Raw genomic sequence first — 18,440 nt, 5'->3', positions numbered from 1 at the left:
GATTTTATGCTTGATGACAACCCCTATCAGAAAATTGAGACGGTTCTTGCGAAGCTCGAAAAGGCCCTCGCAAGCGGAGATATTGAAGCGGCCGTCAATCTGTTTCAGGAAGATTGCTACTGGCGAGACCTTGTGACATTCACGTGGAATCTGAAAACCCTTGAAGGGCATGAACAGATACGCGCCATGCTGACGGAACAGCTCGCACGCATCAAACCGCACGACTGGCGGCAGGATGTAAAAGAAGTTGCCACGGACGATGACGGCGTCACCCAGGCTTGGATCGAATTTGAAACCGGTGTTGCGCGTGGATACGGCCACATCCGTCTGAAAAACGGTCTTATCTGGTCGCTTCTGACAACGATGTCGGAACTCAAAGGTTATGAAGAGCCCAAGGGGGCTCTCAGGCCGATGGGTGCGCAGCATGGCAGTAAACCTGGCCGTAAAAGCTGGAAGGAAAACCGTGAGGCGGAGGCCAGCGAACTTGGCTATACCGTGCAGCCGTACTGCGTCATTATCGGCGGGGGCCAGGGCGGCATTGCTCTTGGGGCCCGCTTGCGACAGCTTGGCGTTTCCACGATCATTATTGAGAAAAACGAGCGCGCAGGTGACAGTTGGCGCAAACGATATAAATCACTCTGCCTGCATGACCCGGTGTGGTACGACCATCTTCCCTATATTCCGTTCCCTGATAACTGGCCGGTCTTCGCACCAAAGGATAAGATCGGCGACTGGCTGGAAATGTACACCAAGGTTATGGAACTGAATTATTGGAGCTCGACTGTCTGCAAATCAGCACAGTTTGATGAAGCTGCTCAGGAATGGACGGTCATCGTCGAGCGCGACGGCAAAGAAATCATGCTGCGTCCCAAGCAGCTTGTTCTGGCAACAGGCATGTCCGGCAAGGCCAATTGGCCGAAATTTAAAGGTATGGATGTCTTCAAGGGCGAGCAGCAGCACTCGTCCCAGCATCCTGGGCCAGAGGCCTATGCGGGTAAGAAAGTGGTGGTGGTCGGCTCCAACAATTCTGCGCACGACATCTGCGCAGCGCTTTGGGAGGGCGGAGCCGATGTGACCATGTTGCAGCGTTCCTCGACCCACATCGTCAAATCCGATTCATTGATGGAAATTGGTCTGGGCGATCTTTATTCCGAGCGGGCTGTTGCCAATGGCATGACCACGCGGAAAGCCGACCTGATCTTTGCCTCGCTACCGTACCGCATCATGCATGAATTTCAGAAGCCGGTTTATGACAAAATTCGCGAGAAGGATGCGGATTTCTACGGGCGGCTTGAGAAAGCGGGATTCATGCTGGACTTTGGTGACGATGAATCAGGTCTGTTCATGAAGTATCTGCGTCGTGGCTCCGGTTACTATATCGACGTCGGCGCCTGTGACCTTGTTGCTGACGGCAAGATCAAGCTGATAAGCGGTGTCAGCATTCGTGAACTCAGCGAGAGCGGGATCGTGCTGGAGGATGGACGCGAACTGGCTGCGGATCTGATTGTCTATGCCACAGGTTATGGTTCTATGAATGGTTGGGCTGCAGACCTCATTTCACGCGAAGTGGCGGACAAGGTCGGCAAATGCTGGGGACTTGGTTCGGATACCACAAAGGATCCCGGGCCCTGGGAAGGCGAACAACGCAATATGTGGAAGCCAACCCAGCAAGAGGCATTGTGGTTCCATGGTGGCAACCTGCACCAGTCACGCCACTATTCGCAGTATCTCTCACTGCAATTGAAGGCCCGGATGGAGGGTATTCAAACGCCCGTCTATGGCCTGCAGACGGTGTACCATCTATCGTAGAGCCAACGGCAGCGCGGCGTGCGCCAATCCATTTGGCGCACGCTGAATCCCGGCAGTCGTCATGCTGAGGAGATGCAGCAATGCCAAGTTTCCAGACGCCCGAATGTCCATTGTCTTACGCGGGTTTTGTCCGAAACTGGCGTCGATAGCCGACGGGAGAGATCGAGAAGGCCCGCGTGAAATGCTGACGGAGCGACACTGTCGAACCAAATCCCGCGATGGTCGCGACACTGTCGACGGAGCAATCGCTGGTCTCCAGGAGACGCTGCGCTGTCGCCAGACGATGGTTCAGAAGCCATTGCGTGACTGTCGTCCCAGTCTTTTTCCTGAAATGGCGGGTGAAGCTGCGCAAGCTCATTCCGGCACGCGCAGCCAATTGCTCAAGGCTCATGGGATCGGCAAGGTGCTCGATCGCCCATTCCAACGTGGTTGTAAGCTGGTCGTTTATGCCGGAGTCGGGTAACGGTTTCTCGATATATTGAGCTTGACCACCGCGACGATGCGGAGCGACCACCAGCCGACGTGCAATACGGTTGGCGACCTCTGCTCCATGATCACGCCGTACGAGATGAAGGCAGCAGTCGATAGCGGCCGCCGTTCCGGCTGATGTCAGAATATCGCCTTCATCAACGTAGAGCGCATTCTGGTCCAATGCCACCGATCGATAGGTTCGCTTGAATTGTTCCGCCCAAGCCCAATGGGTGGAGGCGGTGCGGCCATCCAGCAAACCGGCCTCAGCCAGGACAAATGTGCCCAGGCATAATCCGACCATTCGGGCGCCTCGCGCATGCGCTGCACGCAGAGCACTCAGCAGGGTTGCAGAGGGTCGATCATCGGGATCGCGCCAGGCAGGCATGATGACAGTATCAGCCCCGACCAGAGCCGAAAGATCGTGCTGCACCTCGATATGAAAGCCCGACATTGTGGAGATCAGCCCGGGTTTTTCCCCGCAGATAAACAGGTGGTAACGCGGCGCACCAAGCTTCAAAAGATCATCCCCGAAAACGATACAGGGGACAGACAAGTGAAAGGGGCTGATACCCTCATAGGCTATGACAGCAATGTTATGCATGGAACCCGGTTTTTTCCCGTCGGTAAGTTTGGCCAGAATTCATCATATATTGTCATTCAGGTCACTTTCGCAATGCTGCAAGAATGCCAAACTGGGCAGCACTGGTAATAAGGCGAAAGGACATACCATGAGGCATCCAACCATTCGGACGATCGCAGGAGTGAGTGCACCCGACAGTCTTGATCCGGCAAAAACAGCGTTGCTGGTGATTGATTTTCAGAATGAGTATTTCACCGGCAGGATGCCGATACCTGACGGTGAAACCGCGCTTAACAATGCCAAACGGCTCATCGCACACGCCGATGGTACGGGTATTCCGGTCTTTCACGTGCGTCACGTCACACCAGCGGGTAGCCCGATCTTTGCAGAAGACAGCGAAACCTCGGCATTTCATCCAGAACTTAAACCAGCGGCACACCACAAGATCATACAGAAGTCGTCGGTGAGCGTCTTTCCGACCTCTGACCTTAACGAACGGCTGAAAAAATCTGGTATCGACACCTTGGTTGTCACTGGTCTGATGACCCATGCCTGTGTCGCTGGGGCCGCGCGCGATGCAGTCCCTCTAGGCTACAATGTTCTTGTTGCATCCGACGCCTGCGCAACCCGCGATCTCGAGATGGCTGAAGGTGAAACGGTCGGTCATGCCGCGCTGCATCGCGCGGCCTTGGCATCGATCAACGATACATTCGGTGATATTCTGACCACGACCCAGATAATGGAGCTCAAACTATCCCGTTAGCATCGGAACGGTGATGTACAGTATTCGCGGGCCGGTCTGCATACCGGCCCAACACGAACTCAACTGAAGCCTCTACAACAGCCTGATCCCGTTCGATACCGACGGTTATCCCTTCGACGCTGGTGACCAACGCCTGCATGTGCTCGCGTACCGTTGTGAGCGCCACCTCATAAATCGCTTTTTTGCTCGGGTAGTGGTGGAGCAATCCGGCTTTCGAGTAGTTGACGGCATCGGCAATCTGTTGAAGCGATGTGTGCTCGAAACAATGTCGGGCGAACAACCCGGCAGCGCGGTCGATAATCTCGGCATTTCAACAGTTTAATACAGGTTCTACCGATGCAGTCAATTTTCAATTGTAATGGTTGGCAGAGGCCCAATTGATCCCCACATCGCGGTTGCTGAATATTGAGAGAGGATGGAAGGCTTCGGTCATTTTCGCAATCCGATTAGGAGTTTGCGATAGAATTGTTGTGATACTTCGCCATGAAGTTTCAAATTTTGAATTATTTTTTTATTTATTCGGTCGCATGTGAAGTAATAATAAGTCGTAATTCGACTTGTTAAGTCAGCAAATCTTTATAATATTCAATTATTCCGAATTCACACAAATTGTCATGAGAATAATCATGACAATTTACTAGAGAAATACACTTTGTGTAAGGGGAGATACATGGCATTTCCTGTGGATTTTTATTATCGGACTCGATTTTCTCGCGAAAATACGCAAGCAAGTATAAGTTTCGACACAGCAGTCACCCACGCGAAAAAGCAGCATGCCGATAAGGACCGTAAACATGCCAAATCTGCTGACGGTGTAACTATACACCAAATCAAGTACGGCGAGACCTCCATACAGGTCGGTGCAGGCTACGGTTACAAGCTGGAACAGCTGCAGTTAATGAATCCGGGCTTGAGACAGGATGCCAACGTCCTCGTTGAGGGTGATACCTTGACCATTCTCGATCGCGAACTATTCGATACTGTCAAAGCGTCGTCCGACCTGACCGACGAGGCGGTTCGAGCCGATAGATCCTATACGAAAATGACCAATCCCAGCCGGGATACTCCGGCTCATGTCCGAAAACTCAATGCCATGGAAGCGCCGTCGGTTCTGCAAAATGCCGACGAGAAACGGAAGGAAGCGGCGGCACTTCTCATGCCCGGTTTGCTTGAGGCTGCGCTGCCAGCCGGCCTGGACAAGGCTGCCATGAACCAGGCGCTTGATGATCATGCAAAGGCAATCGCGCCCGTGGGTGATGATCAGCCCGAATTTGCGAAGATCGTGAAAGACGCCAAAGAGGGCGCGCGCTCGACGATGAATGAGATTTTTGACCGGAAAGTTTCGTTCAAGGACCTCGCATCAGGAGGCACACGAGAAGCCAGTCTGCGGGAACTTGTCGCTGATGCCAAGGGTACACCGGCAGGCTCACGTAGACGAGACCCGTCCATTGAGTGGCAGAATGTTAACCGCGGCGTGTCTGCTCTTATGCGCGACCTCGCTGCTGAAGCAACCACCGGTGACAAGGCAGCCAAAAAACTCGCTGAGACACAGGCGGTCCGCAATCTGTCGCAAATCATCGCAGCGGCGACACCAAATCATGATCTCTCCCCGGAGGTAGATCCATTTGTGTCGGCGGTGAATTCGGCGGCCAATCAGGTTCTCGTCCAGTCCTCGGTCGACGCAGTCAATGCCGCGGGCAATAACAAACATGCCGACACCCGCCACTCTGTCCCCGAACTACAGGAGATGGTCGCGCAAACGGACGGAATTGATGTTGCGCTCACCGCGCAGCGGGTACAAGGGGCGACACCGGCCTTAGATACGGCGATGACGGATCTGTTTCAGCAATCGATAAAGTTCGGCTCCGGAGCGGTGATGACGGACCTCACCAAGGTACGGAGCGCTATGAGCGATCTCACAGTCCTCGCGGACCGTATGGCCACCAAGGAAGGTGAGGGCGAGGTAAGCGATTTAGCGTCTTCTGTCGTCCGAGTTATCGATAAAGTGAGCGAGAAGTCGGACGAGTCATCGAAGAGCGTAGCATTTCAAATCGGCACTGGTTTGCGCGAATCCATCGCAGATGGACAAAGCCCTGCCTTGGCGAAGGAAATCGCTCGCCAGCTGATGGACAAGGACATCGTTAAATCTGAACACAGATCGGAAGCATCGATCATCCTTAATCTTGCAGGAATGGGGGTTGAGGAGCTGAAGAAAAATGGCACTTCAACCGGCAAGGAGTTTTACGAAAAGGTCGTCTATGTTTCCGAACTTGGGCGGGAGAACATTGGCGGCTCAAGCAGTTTCTCCCACACCAATGGTGTCGCATCCCTGCTTAAATCGGAAAAATCCCTGGTGGAGCGAGCAGATCGCTACGGGAAGGCGATAGTCCTGACCGCTGCCGCATCGCGCGGGTTGCCAAAAGAGTTACAAGGTCTTGAAGGGGCAGAACGGTTCGAGAACGCCGGAAATGACATTCGGGACGGCCTCGATAAGGATGTTGTGACAGGCAAGGGCAAGGACGCTGAAATCAATTTTCTGCCATTGCTGCGTCAATACAGTCCTGGCGGGGCTTTGTCTTCACAGCAGATTGCTGCGGATCAGGCGCGTGTTCGTCTTCAGGATTTGCCTGGACAGGATCTCGATAAGCTGATCGACGAGCTTGGGCGGCTTCCTGCAGACGATCCCTATAATGAATTGGTCAAGCAACTCAAATCTCTCGACGATCCCAAGGCTGCGCTTTACGACAGCCCCGAACTGACTCTTGCGCTCATGGAACGTTTTTCGCAGCCGGATGGCGCAAGGCCGAAGGAGGACGCAGGTCCGAGTGCGGGCTTCCTTTCCCGTACCGGCCGTGATGTTTTATTGGAGGTTTTTGCATTTCAGACACAGGCCGGTGGCGGGCTTATCCCTGGTACCAACCCGATACAACCGACCTCTGGCGTCAGATTGGACGCAATGGATCGCAGCCTCAATGCTGCAGAGCGTCGCTTGAAGGCTGACGCCCAATGGATTGCAGCCAGATATGAACCAAAGGGTGCCATCCGCAACGGTTTCTCCGCACTCAGGGACACCGCGCGTGATGTCTGGCTCGCCGCAAACCCTGTCAGAACACTGGAGGCACGAACTGGTGTTGCCGCGTACGCGCCCGCTATTCCTTTTGTAAGCACCGGATCAGCACTTTTGAACATCTGGGGCACGGTCTCGCTGACCGCACCGGGAACGTCTCCCATGGACAAGGCGTGGGGTTACTACTTCGGTATTGGTGCCACTCGCGACATGGCTCTGGCTGTCGATGGAACACGATCCATTTTTTGGAAAGCAGGCTTTTCACAAATCAAGGGCATGCGTGGCTGGGAATGGCTGCCTCGTGCTTACAATGGATTGGGCGCAGGACTGTCCGTTGCACAATTGGGATATGAACTGGGTCGTGGAGATCTTCCGATGGCTGCGGCCTGGGCACCGGGAACCGCAGCAAGTATCTACGCGGCATTGCCAAACGCTGTGGCAGCAGGTCCGGTGGTTACAATCGGGTTCCTGCTGACCGCGGGGCTGGTTACTGGCATTGGCCAGTACCGACACGTGAAGGATTCCAATCATCTGGAGGGCCCGCTCGGGGCTTATTGGCGCGGAGCCGCTCCGGACGTAGACAAACCAGAAAGCCTGGCCAATTGCGACGAGAGCGCTGTTCCCTATCTCGCATTGAATCCCGAAATTGCCAAGGCGCAGGGCGTGTCACCTGAGATCATGATCGATTATTTGTACAACCTTGATCCGGGGAAGCGCGATGTCCTCATCGATCGGGCACTTCAGGTAAAGCCGAATGGAGAAGGAGAGTTTCCGGTTAAAAGCAAGCCAGGCGAGACCAAAAGAGGCGTTTCCGACGAGAATGGTATCATGATCGATCCAAGGATTCAGCGCTCACAGATCGGCACGATCGAGGACTTCAGGACGTGGACCAAGGATTGGGGTTATAGTCTTCCAAGCCGCTCCTGACGTTCGGAAACTCGTCCACGCGACCTTATACGCCGACCATCAGGTTGCCCGGCTGAAAATACGGGATCGTCCGCGATATAGCGCGGGCTCTCTCGGCTCTCAACATTACCAGCTCGCGTCGATGGTCAGGACAATCTTGCCGATATTGGCATTTGACTCCATCAGGGCATGGGCTTCACTTGCCTTGGTGAACGGGAACGTTGCGTGGATAAGTGGACGGCATTCATCCTTGGCGAGAAGCGGCCAGACATTGGTTTCAAGTGCGGCTGCAATCCGGGCCTTTGCTTCAAGCGGCTGTGCGCGCAATGTTGAACCGGTATGGGTCAGGCGTTTCATCATCAGGCGCATGAAGTCGACATTGGCCTTGGAGCCTTGCAGGAATGCGATATTGACAATCCTGCCGCCAATGGCTGCTGCTTGATAGTTCTGCTCGATATAGGGGCCTCCGACGATATCGAGGATAACATTGGCACCACGGCCCTCGGTAACTTTCTTGATTTCAGCCACCCAATCCGTATTGCGATAATTGACAGCCACATCTGCTCCAAGCTCGCGGCAAGCGGCACATTTTTCGTCGGTTCCGGCTGTCACAATGACAGTCGCACCAAACGCCTTGCCAAGCATGATCGCGGTTGTTCCGATGCCTGATGCGCCGCCGTGGACTAGCAGGGTTTCGCCTGACTTCAAGGCGCCAAGTTCGAAGATATTATGCCAGACCGTAAAGAAGGTTTCCGGCAGGGCGGCCGCTTCAACAGGTGAAAATCCTTGGGGTGCCGGGAGCACACTCGACGAGTCAACAAGCGCAAATTGAGCGTAGCCGCCGCCGGGAGTAAGGGCGCAGATCCGGTCTCCGGTCTTCCATCGCGTGACGCTGGTTCCAACCGCCGCTACCGTGCCGGCAACTTCGAGGCCGGGCAGATCCGTTGCACCTTTCGGAGGAGGGTAAAAACCTGCCCGTTGAAACAGGTCTGGCCTGTTGACGCCAGCCGCCGCCACACGAATAAGTATTTCATTTTCCGCCGGGGCGGGTACGGGACGCTGCTCTGCTTTCAGAACCTCAGGCCCGCCGGGTTCACTGATAGCGATAACAGTCATGCTTTCGGGAAGACCGTTCATCGCTGCATCTCCGGATATGAAAAACTTCGAACGGACCGCGCCGCCCGGTGTCTAAGGGATCACGTTGTGGAGGCGGTGTCGCCCCACTTCATTTTCAATCGAAAATACCTTCGCTGTGCTTCTCGACATAGGCGGCCAGACCAAGCGTATGATCGCGGCAGAGCTTTTCAGCGAGCTCCGTATCACGTGTTTCCAGCGCGGTGATGATTGCCAGATGATCCTTGATCGACTGGGAGGCACGATCATCACGCCCGATGGTGATTTTGCGGATACCGCGAACATGGAGAAGAATGTTCTCGGTTGTTTCCCGCAGAATGCTTGAACCCGTCATCTGGATGAGTGTCTGATGAAACTGCAGGTTGGCTTCGGAATATTCACCCGGATAATCTGCAGGTTTATGACCTTCGTCAAAGTCTTCAAAGAGCTTCCTCAAGCGCGCAATTTCCTTGCCACTGGCATTGAGCGAAACAAGGCGGGCCGCCATACCCTCGAGAGCCGCCCAGACCTGGATCATCTCGATCACTTCGCGCTTCGTCTTGCGCAGAACCATGATGCCGCGACGTGGAATCGATTTCACGAACCCCTGCTGCTCCAGCATCGCGATCGCTTCGCGAATCGGGGTACGGCTGACGCCAAGCCGGTCCGCCAATTGGCGCTCATCAAGCCATTTGTCTTCCGCGGTGCCGTAGATGTCCATATTGGCGATGGCCTGCTTCAGCGCACCGTAAATCCGCGTTTTGAAGTTCGGCTCGGCTGCGAACGGTTCAAGGACGAGATTTGGGGTGGCTTCATCGGCCAGGGGCCAACGCATCTGGGTTCTCGGGCTCACGTCTGGTGATCTCCATGTTCATTTGGAATGTATAATACCATATGTAGACGTTTGAAGTCATTTTACGAATCTTTGCAACCATTACTCGTTGAAATCAATGTTTTGTGCCACGCGTGACACTCCAACGACACCGTAACTGTCTGCTGCGAGGGGTAGTTATCGCATACCCCTCGCGGTTCTCGCTCGACAGTATTTTATCGGGCATTCGCTGCGCGTTTGTATTCCAGATCGCCATTCAGAAGCTCCACCAGTGTCGCGCCAAGACGTGCCGGAGTGGACGCGATCCAGACGCCGGCCGCTTCCATAGCAGCGATCTTGTCTTCTGCACCGCCCTTGCCTCCCGAGATGATCGCGCCGGCGTGACCCATGCGCCGTCCGGGGGGAGCGGTCCGTCCGGCAATGAATCCGACTGTTGGTTTTGAGCGGCCCCGTTTTGCCTCATCGGCGAGGAATTGCGCGGCTTCTTCTTCAGCTGAGCCACCGATTTCGCCGATCATCACGATGGATTCCGTTGCAGGGTCCGCAAGGAACATTTCCAGTATGTCGATGAATTCGGTACCTTTGATAGGATCGCCGCCGATTCCAACTGCAGTTGTCTGGCCAAGCCCCTCCCGCGAGGTCTGGAACACTGCTTCATAGGTCAGTGTGCCCGACCGTGACACGATGCCCACCGAACCTCTGCGGAAGATGGAACCGGGCATGATGCCGATTTTGCATTCATCGACCGTCATGATGCCCGGGCAGTTCGGGCCTATCAGGCGCGATTTCGAACCGCTCAACGCGCGTTTGACCCGCTGCATGTCGAGAACCGGAATGCCCTCAGTGATGCAGACAATCAGCGGGATTTCCGCCTGGATAGCCTCGCAGATGGCGTCTGCCGCGCCGAAGGGCGGCACGTAAATAACCGAGGCGTCAGCTCCGGTCGTTTCACGCGCTTCCGCTACCGTGTCGAATACCGGCAAGCCAAGATGTGATGTACCGCCCTTGCCGGGGGAGGTGCCGCCTACCATTTTAGTGCCGTATTTAATGGCCTGTTCGCTGTGGAAGGTGCCGGTCTTCCCGGTAAAGCCCTGGCAGAGAAGGCGCGTATCCTTGTTGATCAGTATCGACATTAGTTCAATCCTCCAACAGCGTTGACGATCTTCTGTGCAGCGTCATCAAGATCATCGGCGGGAATGACATTCAGCCCTGATGTCGCGATGATCTTCTTGCCTTCGTTGACATTGGTGCCTTCGAGACGGACGACGAGCGGAACCTTCAGCCCCACTTCCTTCACGGCAGTGATCACACCTTCTGCAATCACGTCGCAGCGCATGATGCCGCCGAAAATATTGATGAGAATGCCTTTGACGTTCGGATCAGCAGTTATGATCTTGAACGCCGCCGCGACCTTTTCAGCTGTGGCGCCGCCGCCGACATCTAGAAAGTTGGCCGGTTCAGCGCCATAAAACTTGATGATGTCCATTGTTGCCATGGCAAGCCCGGCGCCATTGACCATGCATCCGATACTGCCATCGAGCGTAATATAGGAGAGGTCATATTTCGACGCCTCGATCTCCTTGGCATCCTCTTCACTCTCGTCGCGCATTCCTGATATGTCGAGATGACGGGCGAGAGCGTTGGAATCGAAGCTGACCTTGGCATCAAGGCATTTCAGCTGCCCATCTTTCGAGACGATCAACGGATTGATTTCGAGCATCTCCATGTCCTTGGCGATGAAGGCGGCATAGAGTTTCGCGACGAGCGCGTGGGCCTGCTTGGCGAGATCACCGTCAAGTTCCAGCGCTTTAGCGACGGCCCGGCCATGATGAGGCATGATGCCGGTTGCAGGGTCGACCGAAAACGTCACGATCTTTTCCGGCGTGTCATGCGCGATCGTTTCGATGTCCATACCACCTTCGGTCGACACGACGAAAGAAACACGGCTGGTTACCCGATCGACAAGGAGCGAGAGGTAAAATTCTTTTTCAATTAGCGAGCCGTCCTCGACATAGAGGCGATTGACCTGTTTGCCAGCAGGACCCGTCTGGATCGTGACCAATGTGTTGCCGAGCATTTCAGCCGCATGTTCGCGCACCTCTGCAATTGACCGTGCAAGGCGAACACCGCCCTTGGCATCATTGCTGAGTTCCTTGAATGAACCTTTGCCCCGGCCACCGGCATGAATCTGTGATTTGACGACGAAGACAGGCCCTGGGAGCTTTGCGGCCATTTCTTCGGCCTCTTCCAGATTGGCGATCAGATAACCGTCCGGTACGGGCACGCCAAAAGATTTGAGTACATCCTTGGCCTGATACTCATGAATATGCATTGAGGAAACCTCCCCTTGAAAATGTCGGATTGTGTGAAGGTGCGTGCGAGACCCCGGCTTAATGCCGGGGCCCAGCGCGGGGGGATCTAGAGGTGACCTGCGCCTCTTGCCCACTTGTACTTTGCGCCCAGCACTTCGACTGGAAGCTCGGTTGAATAGGCATAGGCGGGAATGCCATGCTGGTAGAGGTATTCGGCGGCTTCTTCCACTTCGACGTCGCCTGCAAGAGACGCAACCATTGGCTTTTCAATACCCTTGGCTGCCATCTCTTCCTTTACCTCGACCATCAGCTTGGCAAAGACCATCGGCGGGGTCACGATCGTGTGCCAGTAACCGAGGATCAGTGCGTGGATACGATCATCCTCGAGACCGAGCTTGACCGTGTTCTTGTAGGTAAGGGGCGGTTCGCCGCCCGTGATATCGACAGGATTACCCGCCGCCCCGAAAGGCGGAATGAACTTGCGGAAAGCTGCATCGAGATCATCAGGCATTGCCATCAGGTTGAGGCCATTGTCGACGCATGCGTCGGAGAGCAGAACGCCCGAGCCGCCGGCACCGGTGATGATGACGACATTTTCTCCCTTCGGTGTTGGCATGACCGGAATGCCGCGGGCGAATTCGAGAAGCTGCCGCAAGGAACGGGCGCGAATGACGCCTACCTGCTTGAAAACGTCCTCATAGATCTTGTCGTTACCGGCAAGTGCGCCTGTATGTGATGATGCTGCCTTGGCACCGGCGGACGTGCGTCCTGCCTTGAGCACGACGATGGGCTTTTTCTTGGAGACGCGTTTTGCCACTTCGGCAAAGGCGCGGCCGTCTTTCAGATCTTCAAGATGCTGGGCGATAATTCGGGTGTTATCGTCTTGCTCAAAGAACGTGAGCAGATCGTCCTCGTCGATATCTGACTTGTTACCAAGGCCGACGATCGCCGATACACCCATTTTGGCAGAGCGAGAAAAACCGATGATCGCCATGCCGATGCCGCCTGACTGGGACGATAGTGCTGCTGAGCCTTTAACGTCATAGGCCGTGCAGAACGTCGCGCAGAGGTTTTCCGGGGTGTAATAGAAGCCGTAAATATTCGGGCCCATCAGGCGAATATTGTATTTGCGCCCGATCTTGACGATTTCTTCCTGCAGTTCCGGTTCACCTGCTTCGGCAAAGCCAGAGGGAATAAGGACGGCACCCGGAATTTTCTTCTCACCGCATTCTGTGAGTGCACCGGCGACGAGTTTGGCGGGAATGGCAAAAACGGCAGTATCGATGTCGCCTTCCACATCCTTGACGCTCTTATACGTCTTATAGCCAAGAATTTCTTCGGCCTTTGGATGAATCGGATATATTTGCCCTTTATAGCCGCCGTTGATGAGGTTCTTCATCACCGAATTGCCGATCTTGCCATCCTCTGCAGATGCACCAATGACGGCGACAGCCTTCGGGCGCATGATCCGGTTCATAGACTTGAGGATTTCATCCTGGCTTGGGCGGTGGCGTGGTTTTGTCTGATTATAGTCGATGACAATACGCACGTCGGCGGCAATCGCGCCGTCCTTGGTAGCAAACACCGGATTAAGATCGAGTTCGGAAATTTCCGGATAGTCGTCGACGAGTTTCGAAACCCGCACGATCATGTCAGCGAGTGCTTCACGATTGACCGGTTCGCCGCCCCGCACGCCTTTCAGCATTTCTGCCGCCTGAATGCTGTCGAGCATGGACAGGGCTTCGTCGCGCGTCACTGGCGCAAGACGGAAGGTGATGTCCTTCAAGACTTCGACGAGGACACCGCCGAGACCAAAGGCAACTAGCTTTCCGAAGCTGTCGTCTGATACCGCACCAATGATAACTTCCAGACCGCCAGTCAGCATTTGCTGAACCTGCACGCCGACGATTTCAGCATCGGCTTTGTAGTTTTTTGCGTTGGCAATAATTTTATCGAAAGCGGCTTTTGCTTCTTCGGCTGATTTAACGCCGACAACAACGCCGCCGGCTTCTGTCTTATGCAGAATATCCGGAGAGACGATTTTCATCACCACAGGAAAACCCATGTCTGACGCGAGCGAGACTGCTTCCTCGGCAGTTCCGGCAACGCCTTCCTGTGGAACTGCGATGTCATAGGCATCGCAAATCAGTTTGCCTTCGGGTGCGGTAAGTGCCTGGCGGCCCTCGGCCCGCGCCGCTTCCAGTACGTTACGGACAACAGTCTTGTCGAGCATGATTTCCTCCCTGGTGGCCGCCCGCACTCCCGGTGGTGGCAGCATTGATGTGGCGTGGATTACCAGCGGCGCGACTGGCGAAATTATCTTGGCGCCATCTTGGTATAATGTATTCCAGAAATGTGAGCTGTCAAGCCTTGCTCGCTCTGGCATGCGCTTGTTTGCATTCAATGCGGACTAAATGTTCTGTTGTGTTGTCCCGCTCTCTGGCCGGGAAAGTATCTACTCGCAGCGTGTCGACATTTGTCCGTCGCAGCACTCCTGTGCGGGTAGAGGAAAGCCCCTTTGGGACTGTGTCTTCGTGATGTCAGTGCTTGAGGCAGATATCCGGGCTGAAGACCTTCCAGCCCGGATGATTGTCGTTGGATATTATTGCGCAGGCTGCAGGGCACTTTCTTCCGTCTTGCGGATAATGCCAGCACGCCATGGCTTGAGGACGAACAGAGCCAGAAGGGCTGCGCCTGCATTCAAAACGACGCCGATGATAAACACCGAGTTCCAGTTCCCGTCTGCGGCCATTGCCGTACCAAACGGCACGAGAAGCGCAGCAGTACCCTTGGCTGTGTAAAGCAGGCCGGCATTGGTTGCCGCGTACTTCGAACCAAACGTATCGGTGCAGGTTGACGGGAAGAGAGAGTAGATTTCACCCCAGGCAAAGAACACCAGCCCGCTCAGGATAACGAACATCACTGGATTGCCCGCATAGAGATAGAGCAGATAGATGCCAATCGCTTCGATGCCGAAGGCAATGAACATGGTGTTTTCGCGTCCGATCTTATCCGAAACCCAACCACAGAAAGGTCGCGTCACGCCATTGAGGAGACGATCGAGGGTAGCGGCCAGTGTAAGAGCTGGTATGCCCAGCCACATGGGAATATCTGCAACACCAAAATCCTTGGCCATTGGCGCAAGATTGGCCGTTACAACCAGGCCACCGGCGCCGACTGCAACGAACATGATATACATGAGCCAGAAAATCGGATGCTTTACCACTTCAGAAGGTAGATACTGCTTCCGGCTCTGGATGATCGGACCCTTGTTGGTTGGTTCCGGTACCTGACCTGGCTTAGGAGCGAACAGGAAGAACGCAAGTATCATGATGATAATGCCTTGTCCTATGCCGAAGCTGAAAAAGGCACTCTGGAAGCCGTAATTTGCGATTGTAGCCTGGATTGGCCAAACCGTGAGTGCCGAACCTGCACCGAAACCGGCTGCAGTGATACCTGCTGCAAGTCCGCGCCGGTCCGGAAACCATTTCAAGGCATTGCCCACACACGTACCGTAGACTGCACCCGCGCCGATACCGGCAACAGCCTGGCCGACGCAGAATAGAAACATGGTATCGGCATAGGAGTTAATGACCCAGCCGATGCCGCAGAGCACGCCACCGAACAGGATAACAATCTTCGGACCGTATTTGTCGACGAACCAGCCCTCGATGGGAACCAGCCATGTTTCGAACAGAACGAAGAGTGTGAATGCCCATTGAATTTCACTTCGACCCCAACCAAACTGCTTTGTGATTTCAGGAACGAAGAATGTCCAACCATATTGCAGGTTCGCGATCATGACCATGCAGATCACACCGATCGCCAACTGTCCCCATCTGAATCCATCGCTGACTTGTTGCGATCGGAAACCCTCTTTCACCGCTTGAGTCATTTCCTTCCCTTTCTGACGCTTTTTGTTAGCTAAAATGCCATGCGCTGATGAAGGACATACTGGTATCAGTTATACCAAAAGACAAGACCCCTGCTGATCTGATATACAAGTTTGGAAAAAAGGTTGTGACTTCAAAATGTTAAGCGGCCACCGAACGCAAATTCGGCAGCCGCTTAAATGGTCTCAAAGAATTTTTTTTGGTGTTAAAGCCCGAAAGGCTCGTGGTTTTTGTTGCGTGCATTGGTCACTGCAACACGATCAAGGAAGGCCAGAATCATCTTAATGATGCTCTGAGGGGCAGTACGGGTCGTTACGGAAGCGATTTCTGTGCGTGCCGGCATGGTTGACACTCCTGTTTTCTATTTAAGATGGTGCTTATCTGGCATACCGTATCCCAGTTCACAATCTCAGTTGGCGCATATCAGCATCCCATTTTTGCATAGGTTGTGCGATGCACACAAGATAAATTGTGCACTGCACCCTTATAAAACGCCGCAAACACAGAAAAGTTTCAATTTTTGCGCCACTTCCGCCGGGTGCGCTTTAATGCGGATATTTCAGCTTTTTGGTTGTTTGACTTTTGGTATTTATTATGCCAGAACTTTTTGCGAGGACACTTCGACCTGTCCATCCACAGGCGGGTGAATGTTTCAGGTTTGTGAATCCGGTTTGGCTTCGGCTCTCCCGGCCGCCTCATCGGCTTCGCCTTTCAAGCGAAGGCGGGGCGGAAGGCGGGGCTCGCGACATCAACGAGCGTTATCGCATGCAAAATCTCGACCTACCCGAGCCATCCGGCTCCCTGAACACAGTCCTGACCTGCACGCAGCAGGTGCGGCGGCTTTGTATCGAGATTTCGCATCCAAGGATCAGTCAGGCAAACAGACGCCAACGATAAAAGACGGCAAGGTTCAATAGGAGGAAAGACGTCAATGACTATCGTCACGAAAGTTGAGAAGGCCACATCAACGGCTGAAGATACATTAAAGCGGAAGGTGCGCGACGGCAGTGTGGTGTCTGGCGGACATCTGGTGGCGAGGGCGCTGAAGAATGAGGGTGTCGATACCATCTTCACCCTGTGTGGAGGTCACATTATCGATATCTATGACGGTTGCATCGATGAAGGTATCCGTATTATCGATGTTCGCCACGAGCAGGTTGCTGCACACGCTGCAGATGGTTATGCCCGTCAGACAGGCAAGATGGGTTGCGTCGTTACCACCGCCGGTCCGGGCTGCACCAATGCGGTCACCGGTATCGCCACTGCATTCCGCTCGGAAAGTCCCGTGCTTCATATTGGCGGTCAGGGAGCCCTTAGCCAGCACAAGATGGGCTCGCTGCAGGATCTGCCTCACGTCGACATGATGACGCCGATCACCAAGTTCGCTGCTTGCGTCTCGTCGACCGAACGCATTGCGGACATGATCTCAATGGCTGCGCGCGAATGTTTCTCCGGCGCGTCAGGGCCTTCCTATCTGGAAATTCCCCGCGACGTTCTGGATCGCGAAATACCTATAGAAAAGGCAGTTATACCGCAGCCGGGCAGATACCGGGCCTCGACCTATTCCATCGGTGATCCCGCTGATATTGAAAGACTGGCCGATGTTCTGGTGAATGCTGAACGCCCGGCAATTCTGTTCGGACAACAGGTCTTCACGTCAGGGAGTACCGACGCTGCCGTGGATTTGTTGCGCGGTCTGGATATTCCCGGCTATTTCAACGGCGCAAGCCGGGGTACTTTGCCGATTGGTGATCCCCACCACTTTGATCGCACGCGCGGGTTTGCCTTCAACAATGCCGATGTGATCGTTGTGATCGGTACGCCATTCGATTTCCGCATGGGCTACGGCAAGCGGATCTCCAAAGATCTCACCCTTGTGCAGATTGATCAGGATTATCGCACCGTGGGCAAGAACCGCGATATCAATCTCGGGCTCGTCGGTCACCCCGGTGCTATTCTCTCGGCCGTTCTGCAGGCAGCATCTGCCCGCATCGACAAGGGCAAGCGTCAGGCGCGTCAGCAGTGGATGAAGACGCTGGAGGAACAGGAAGTGATCGCCTATGAAAAGGTGTTGCCGCTCCTCAAATCAGACCAAAGTCCAATCCATCCCTACCGTGTGGCTTACGAACTCAACGAGTTCCTTGGTGAAGATACAATCTACATTGGCGATGGCGGCGACGTCGTGACGATCTCGGCTCAGGCCGTGCGTCCGCGCAACCCGGGACAGTGGATGGATCCAGGCGCGCTCGGTTCGCTGGGTGTCGGCACTGGCTTTGCTCTTGGGGCAAAGCTCGCGCATCCGCAAAAAGAGGTCCTTTGCTACTATGGTGATGGCGCCTTCTCGATGACGGCCTTCGATATGGAAACCTGTGATCGCTTTCACGCGCCGTACCTCGCAGTCATCGGCAACAACTCGTCGATGAACCAGATCCGGTATGGCCAGGTAGCAAAATATGGCGAGGAGCGCGGCAACGTCGGCAACAAGCTCGGCGATGTCGAGTTCTCCAAGTTCGCGCATATGCTGGGCAATCATGGCGAGGAAGTTCGGGAAGCATCCGAAATTCAACCGGCTCTCCTGCGGGCTCGTGAGGCAATCGCCAAGACCGGACGGTCGGCCGTCGTCAACATCTGGGTCGATCCGAACGAGTACGCACCCGGAACCAAGAACCAGACAATGTACAAATAACGATAATG

General features: G+C 54.6%; 13 protein-coding genes. 4 read left to right on the top strand and 9 right to left on the bottom strand.

Annotated elements, in window-relative coordinates:
- Positions 1-6: 6 nt before the first annotated feature.
- Positions 7-1,809 (top strand): NAD(P)/FAD-dependent oxidoreductase, encoded by a 1,803-nt coding sequence (locus tag FHW16_RS13565; RefSeq protein ID WP_182549740.1) that lies wholly within the window; start codon positions 7-9, stop codon positions 1,807-1,809.
- 115 nt (positions 1,810-1,924) lie between these two features.
- Here the strand turns inward: FHW16_RS13565 and FHW16_RS13560 are convergent, their stop codons facing one another.
- Complete coding sequence (locus FHW16_RS13560; protein WP_182549739.1) at positions 1,925-2,881, bottom strand: GlxA family transcriptional regulator; 957 nt, start codon at positions 2,879-2,881, stop codon at positions 1,925-1,927.
- A gap of 127 nt (positions 2,882-3,008) precedes the next feature.
- On the opposite strand from FHW16_RS13560, the gene FHW16_RS13555 reads away from it, so the two are divergent.
- Positions 3,009-3,623 (top strand): cysteine hydrolase family protein, encoded by a 615-nt coding sequence (locus FHW16_RS13555; RefSeq protein WP_182549738.1) that lies wholly within the window; start codon positions 3,009-3,011, stop codon positions 3,621-3,623.
- Here FHW16_RS13555 and FHW16_RS13550 read toward each other — a convergent pair.
- Positions 3,607-3,921: a TetR/AcrR family transcriptional regulator gene (locus FHW16_RS13550; protein WP_348643893.1), complete on the bottom strand. Its 315-nt coding sequence runs from the start codon at positions 3,919-3,921 to the stop codon at positions 3,607-3,609. The genes FHW16_RS13555 and FHW16_RS13550 overlap by 17 nt on opposite strands.
- 372 nt (positions 3,922-4,293) lie before the next feature.
- On the opposite strand from FHW16_RS13550, the gene FHW16_RS13545 reads away from it, so the two are divergent.
- A complete protein-coding gene (locus FHW16_RS13545) occupies positions 4,294-7,617 on the top strand; it encodes a hypothetical protein (RefSeq protein WP_182549737.1) in 3,324 nt (1,107 codons plus the stop codon).
- A 105-nt stretch (positions 7,618-7,722) separates the two neighbouring features.
- Here the strand turns inward: FHW16_RS13545 and FHW16_RS13540 are convergent, their stop codons facing one another.
- The 7 genes from FHW16_RS13540 to FHW16_RS13510 all read right to left on the bottom strand — a co-directional run bounded on the left by FHW16_RS13540 (position 7,723) and on the right by FHW16_RS13510 (position 16,089).
- Complete coding sequence (locus FHW16_RS13540; RefSeq protein WP_246711752.1) at positions 7,723-8,733, bottom strand: NAD(P)H-quinone oxidoreductase; 1,011 nt, start codon at positions 8,731-8,733, stop codon at positions 7,723-7,725.
- Positions 8,734-8,827: 94 nt separating this feature from the next.
- The gene (locus tag FHW16_RS13535) at positions 8,828-9,544 is read right to left on the bottom strand and encodes a GntR family transcriptional regulator (protein WP_182549736.1); all 717 of its coding nucleotides are present in this window, start codon (positions 9,542-9,544) and stop codon (positions 8,828-8,830) included.
- 212 nt (positions 9,545-9,756) lie between these two features.
- Positions 9,757-10,674 (bottom strand): succinate--CoA ligase subunit alpha, encoded by a 918-nt coding sequence (gene sucD, locus FHW16_RS13530; protein WP_182549735.1) that lies wholly within the window; start codon positions 10,672-10,674, stop codon positions 9,757-9,759.
- A complete protein-coding gene (gene sucC / locus FHW16_RS13525) occupies positions 10,674-11,873 on the bottom strand; it encodes an ADP-forming succinate--CoA ligase subunit beta (RefSeq protein WP_182549734.1) in 1,200 nt (399 codons plus the stop codon). The genes sucD and sucC overlap by 1 nt, the downstream gene beginning before the upstream one ends.
- An 86-nt stretch (positions 11,874-11,959) precedes the next feature.
- Positions 11,960-14,086 (bottom strand): acetate--CoA ligase family protein, encoded by a 2,127-nt coding sequence (locus tag FHW16_RS13520; protein WP_182549733.1) that lies wholly within the window; start codon positions 14,084-14,086, stop codon positions 11,960-11,962.
- A 369-nt stretch (positions 14,087-14,455) separates the two neighbouring features.
- A complete protein-coding gene (gene oxlT, locus FHW16_RS13515) occupies positions 14,456-15,748 on the bottom strand; it encodes an oxalate/formate MFS antiporter (protein WP_182549732.1) in 1,293 nt (430 codons plus the stop codon).
- A gap of 203 nt (positions 15,749-15,951) precedes the next feature.
- A complete protein-coding gene (locus FHW16_RS13510) occupies positions 15,952-16,089 on the bottom strand; it encodes a hypothetical protein (protein ID WP_182549731.1) in 138 nt (45 codons plus the stop codon).
- Between the two features lie 588 nt (positions 16,090-16,677).
- Here FHW16_RS13510 and FHW16_RS13505 point away from each other — a divergent pair.
- Positions 16,678-18,432, top strand: coding sequence for a thiamine pyrophosphate-binding protein (locus FHW16_RS13505; protein WP_182549730.1), 1,755 nt, complete (start codon positions 16,678-16,680; stop codon positions 18,430-18,432).
- Positions 18,433-18,440 lie beyond the last annotated feature (8 nt).

It is taken from the genome of Phyllobacterium myrsinacearum (assembly GCF_014138285.1).
In the GTDB taxonomy this organism is placed as follows: Bacteria; Pseudomonadota; Alphaproteobacteria; order Rhizobiales; family Rhizobiaceae; genus Phyllobacterium; species Phyllobacterium myrsinacearum_A.
The sequence above is the reverse complement of the archived record's forward strand: the minus strand, read 5'-3'. Positions and strand labels throughout refer to the sequence as shown.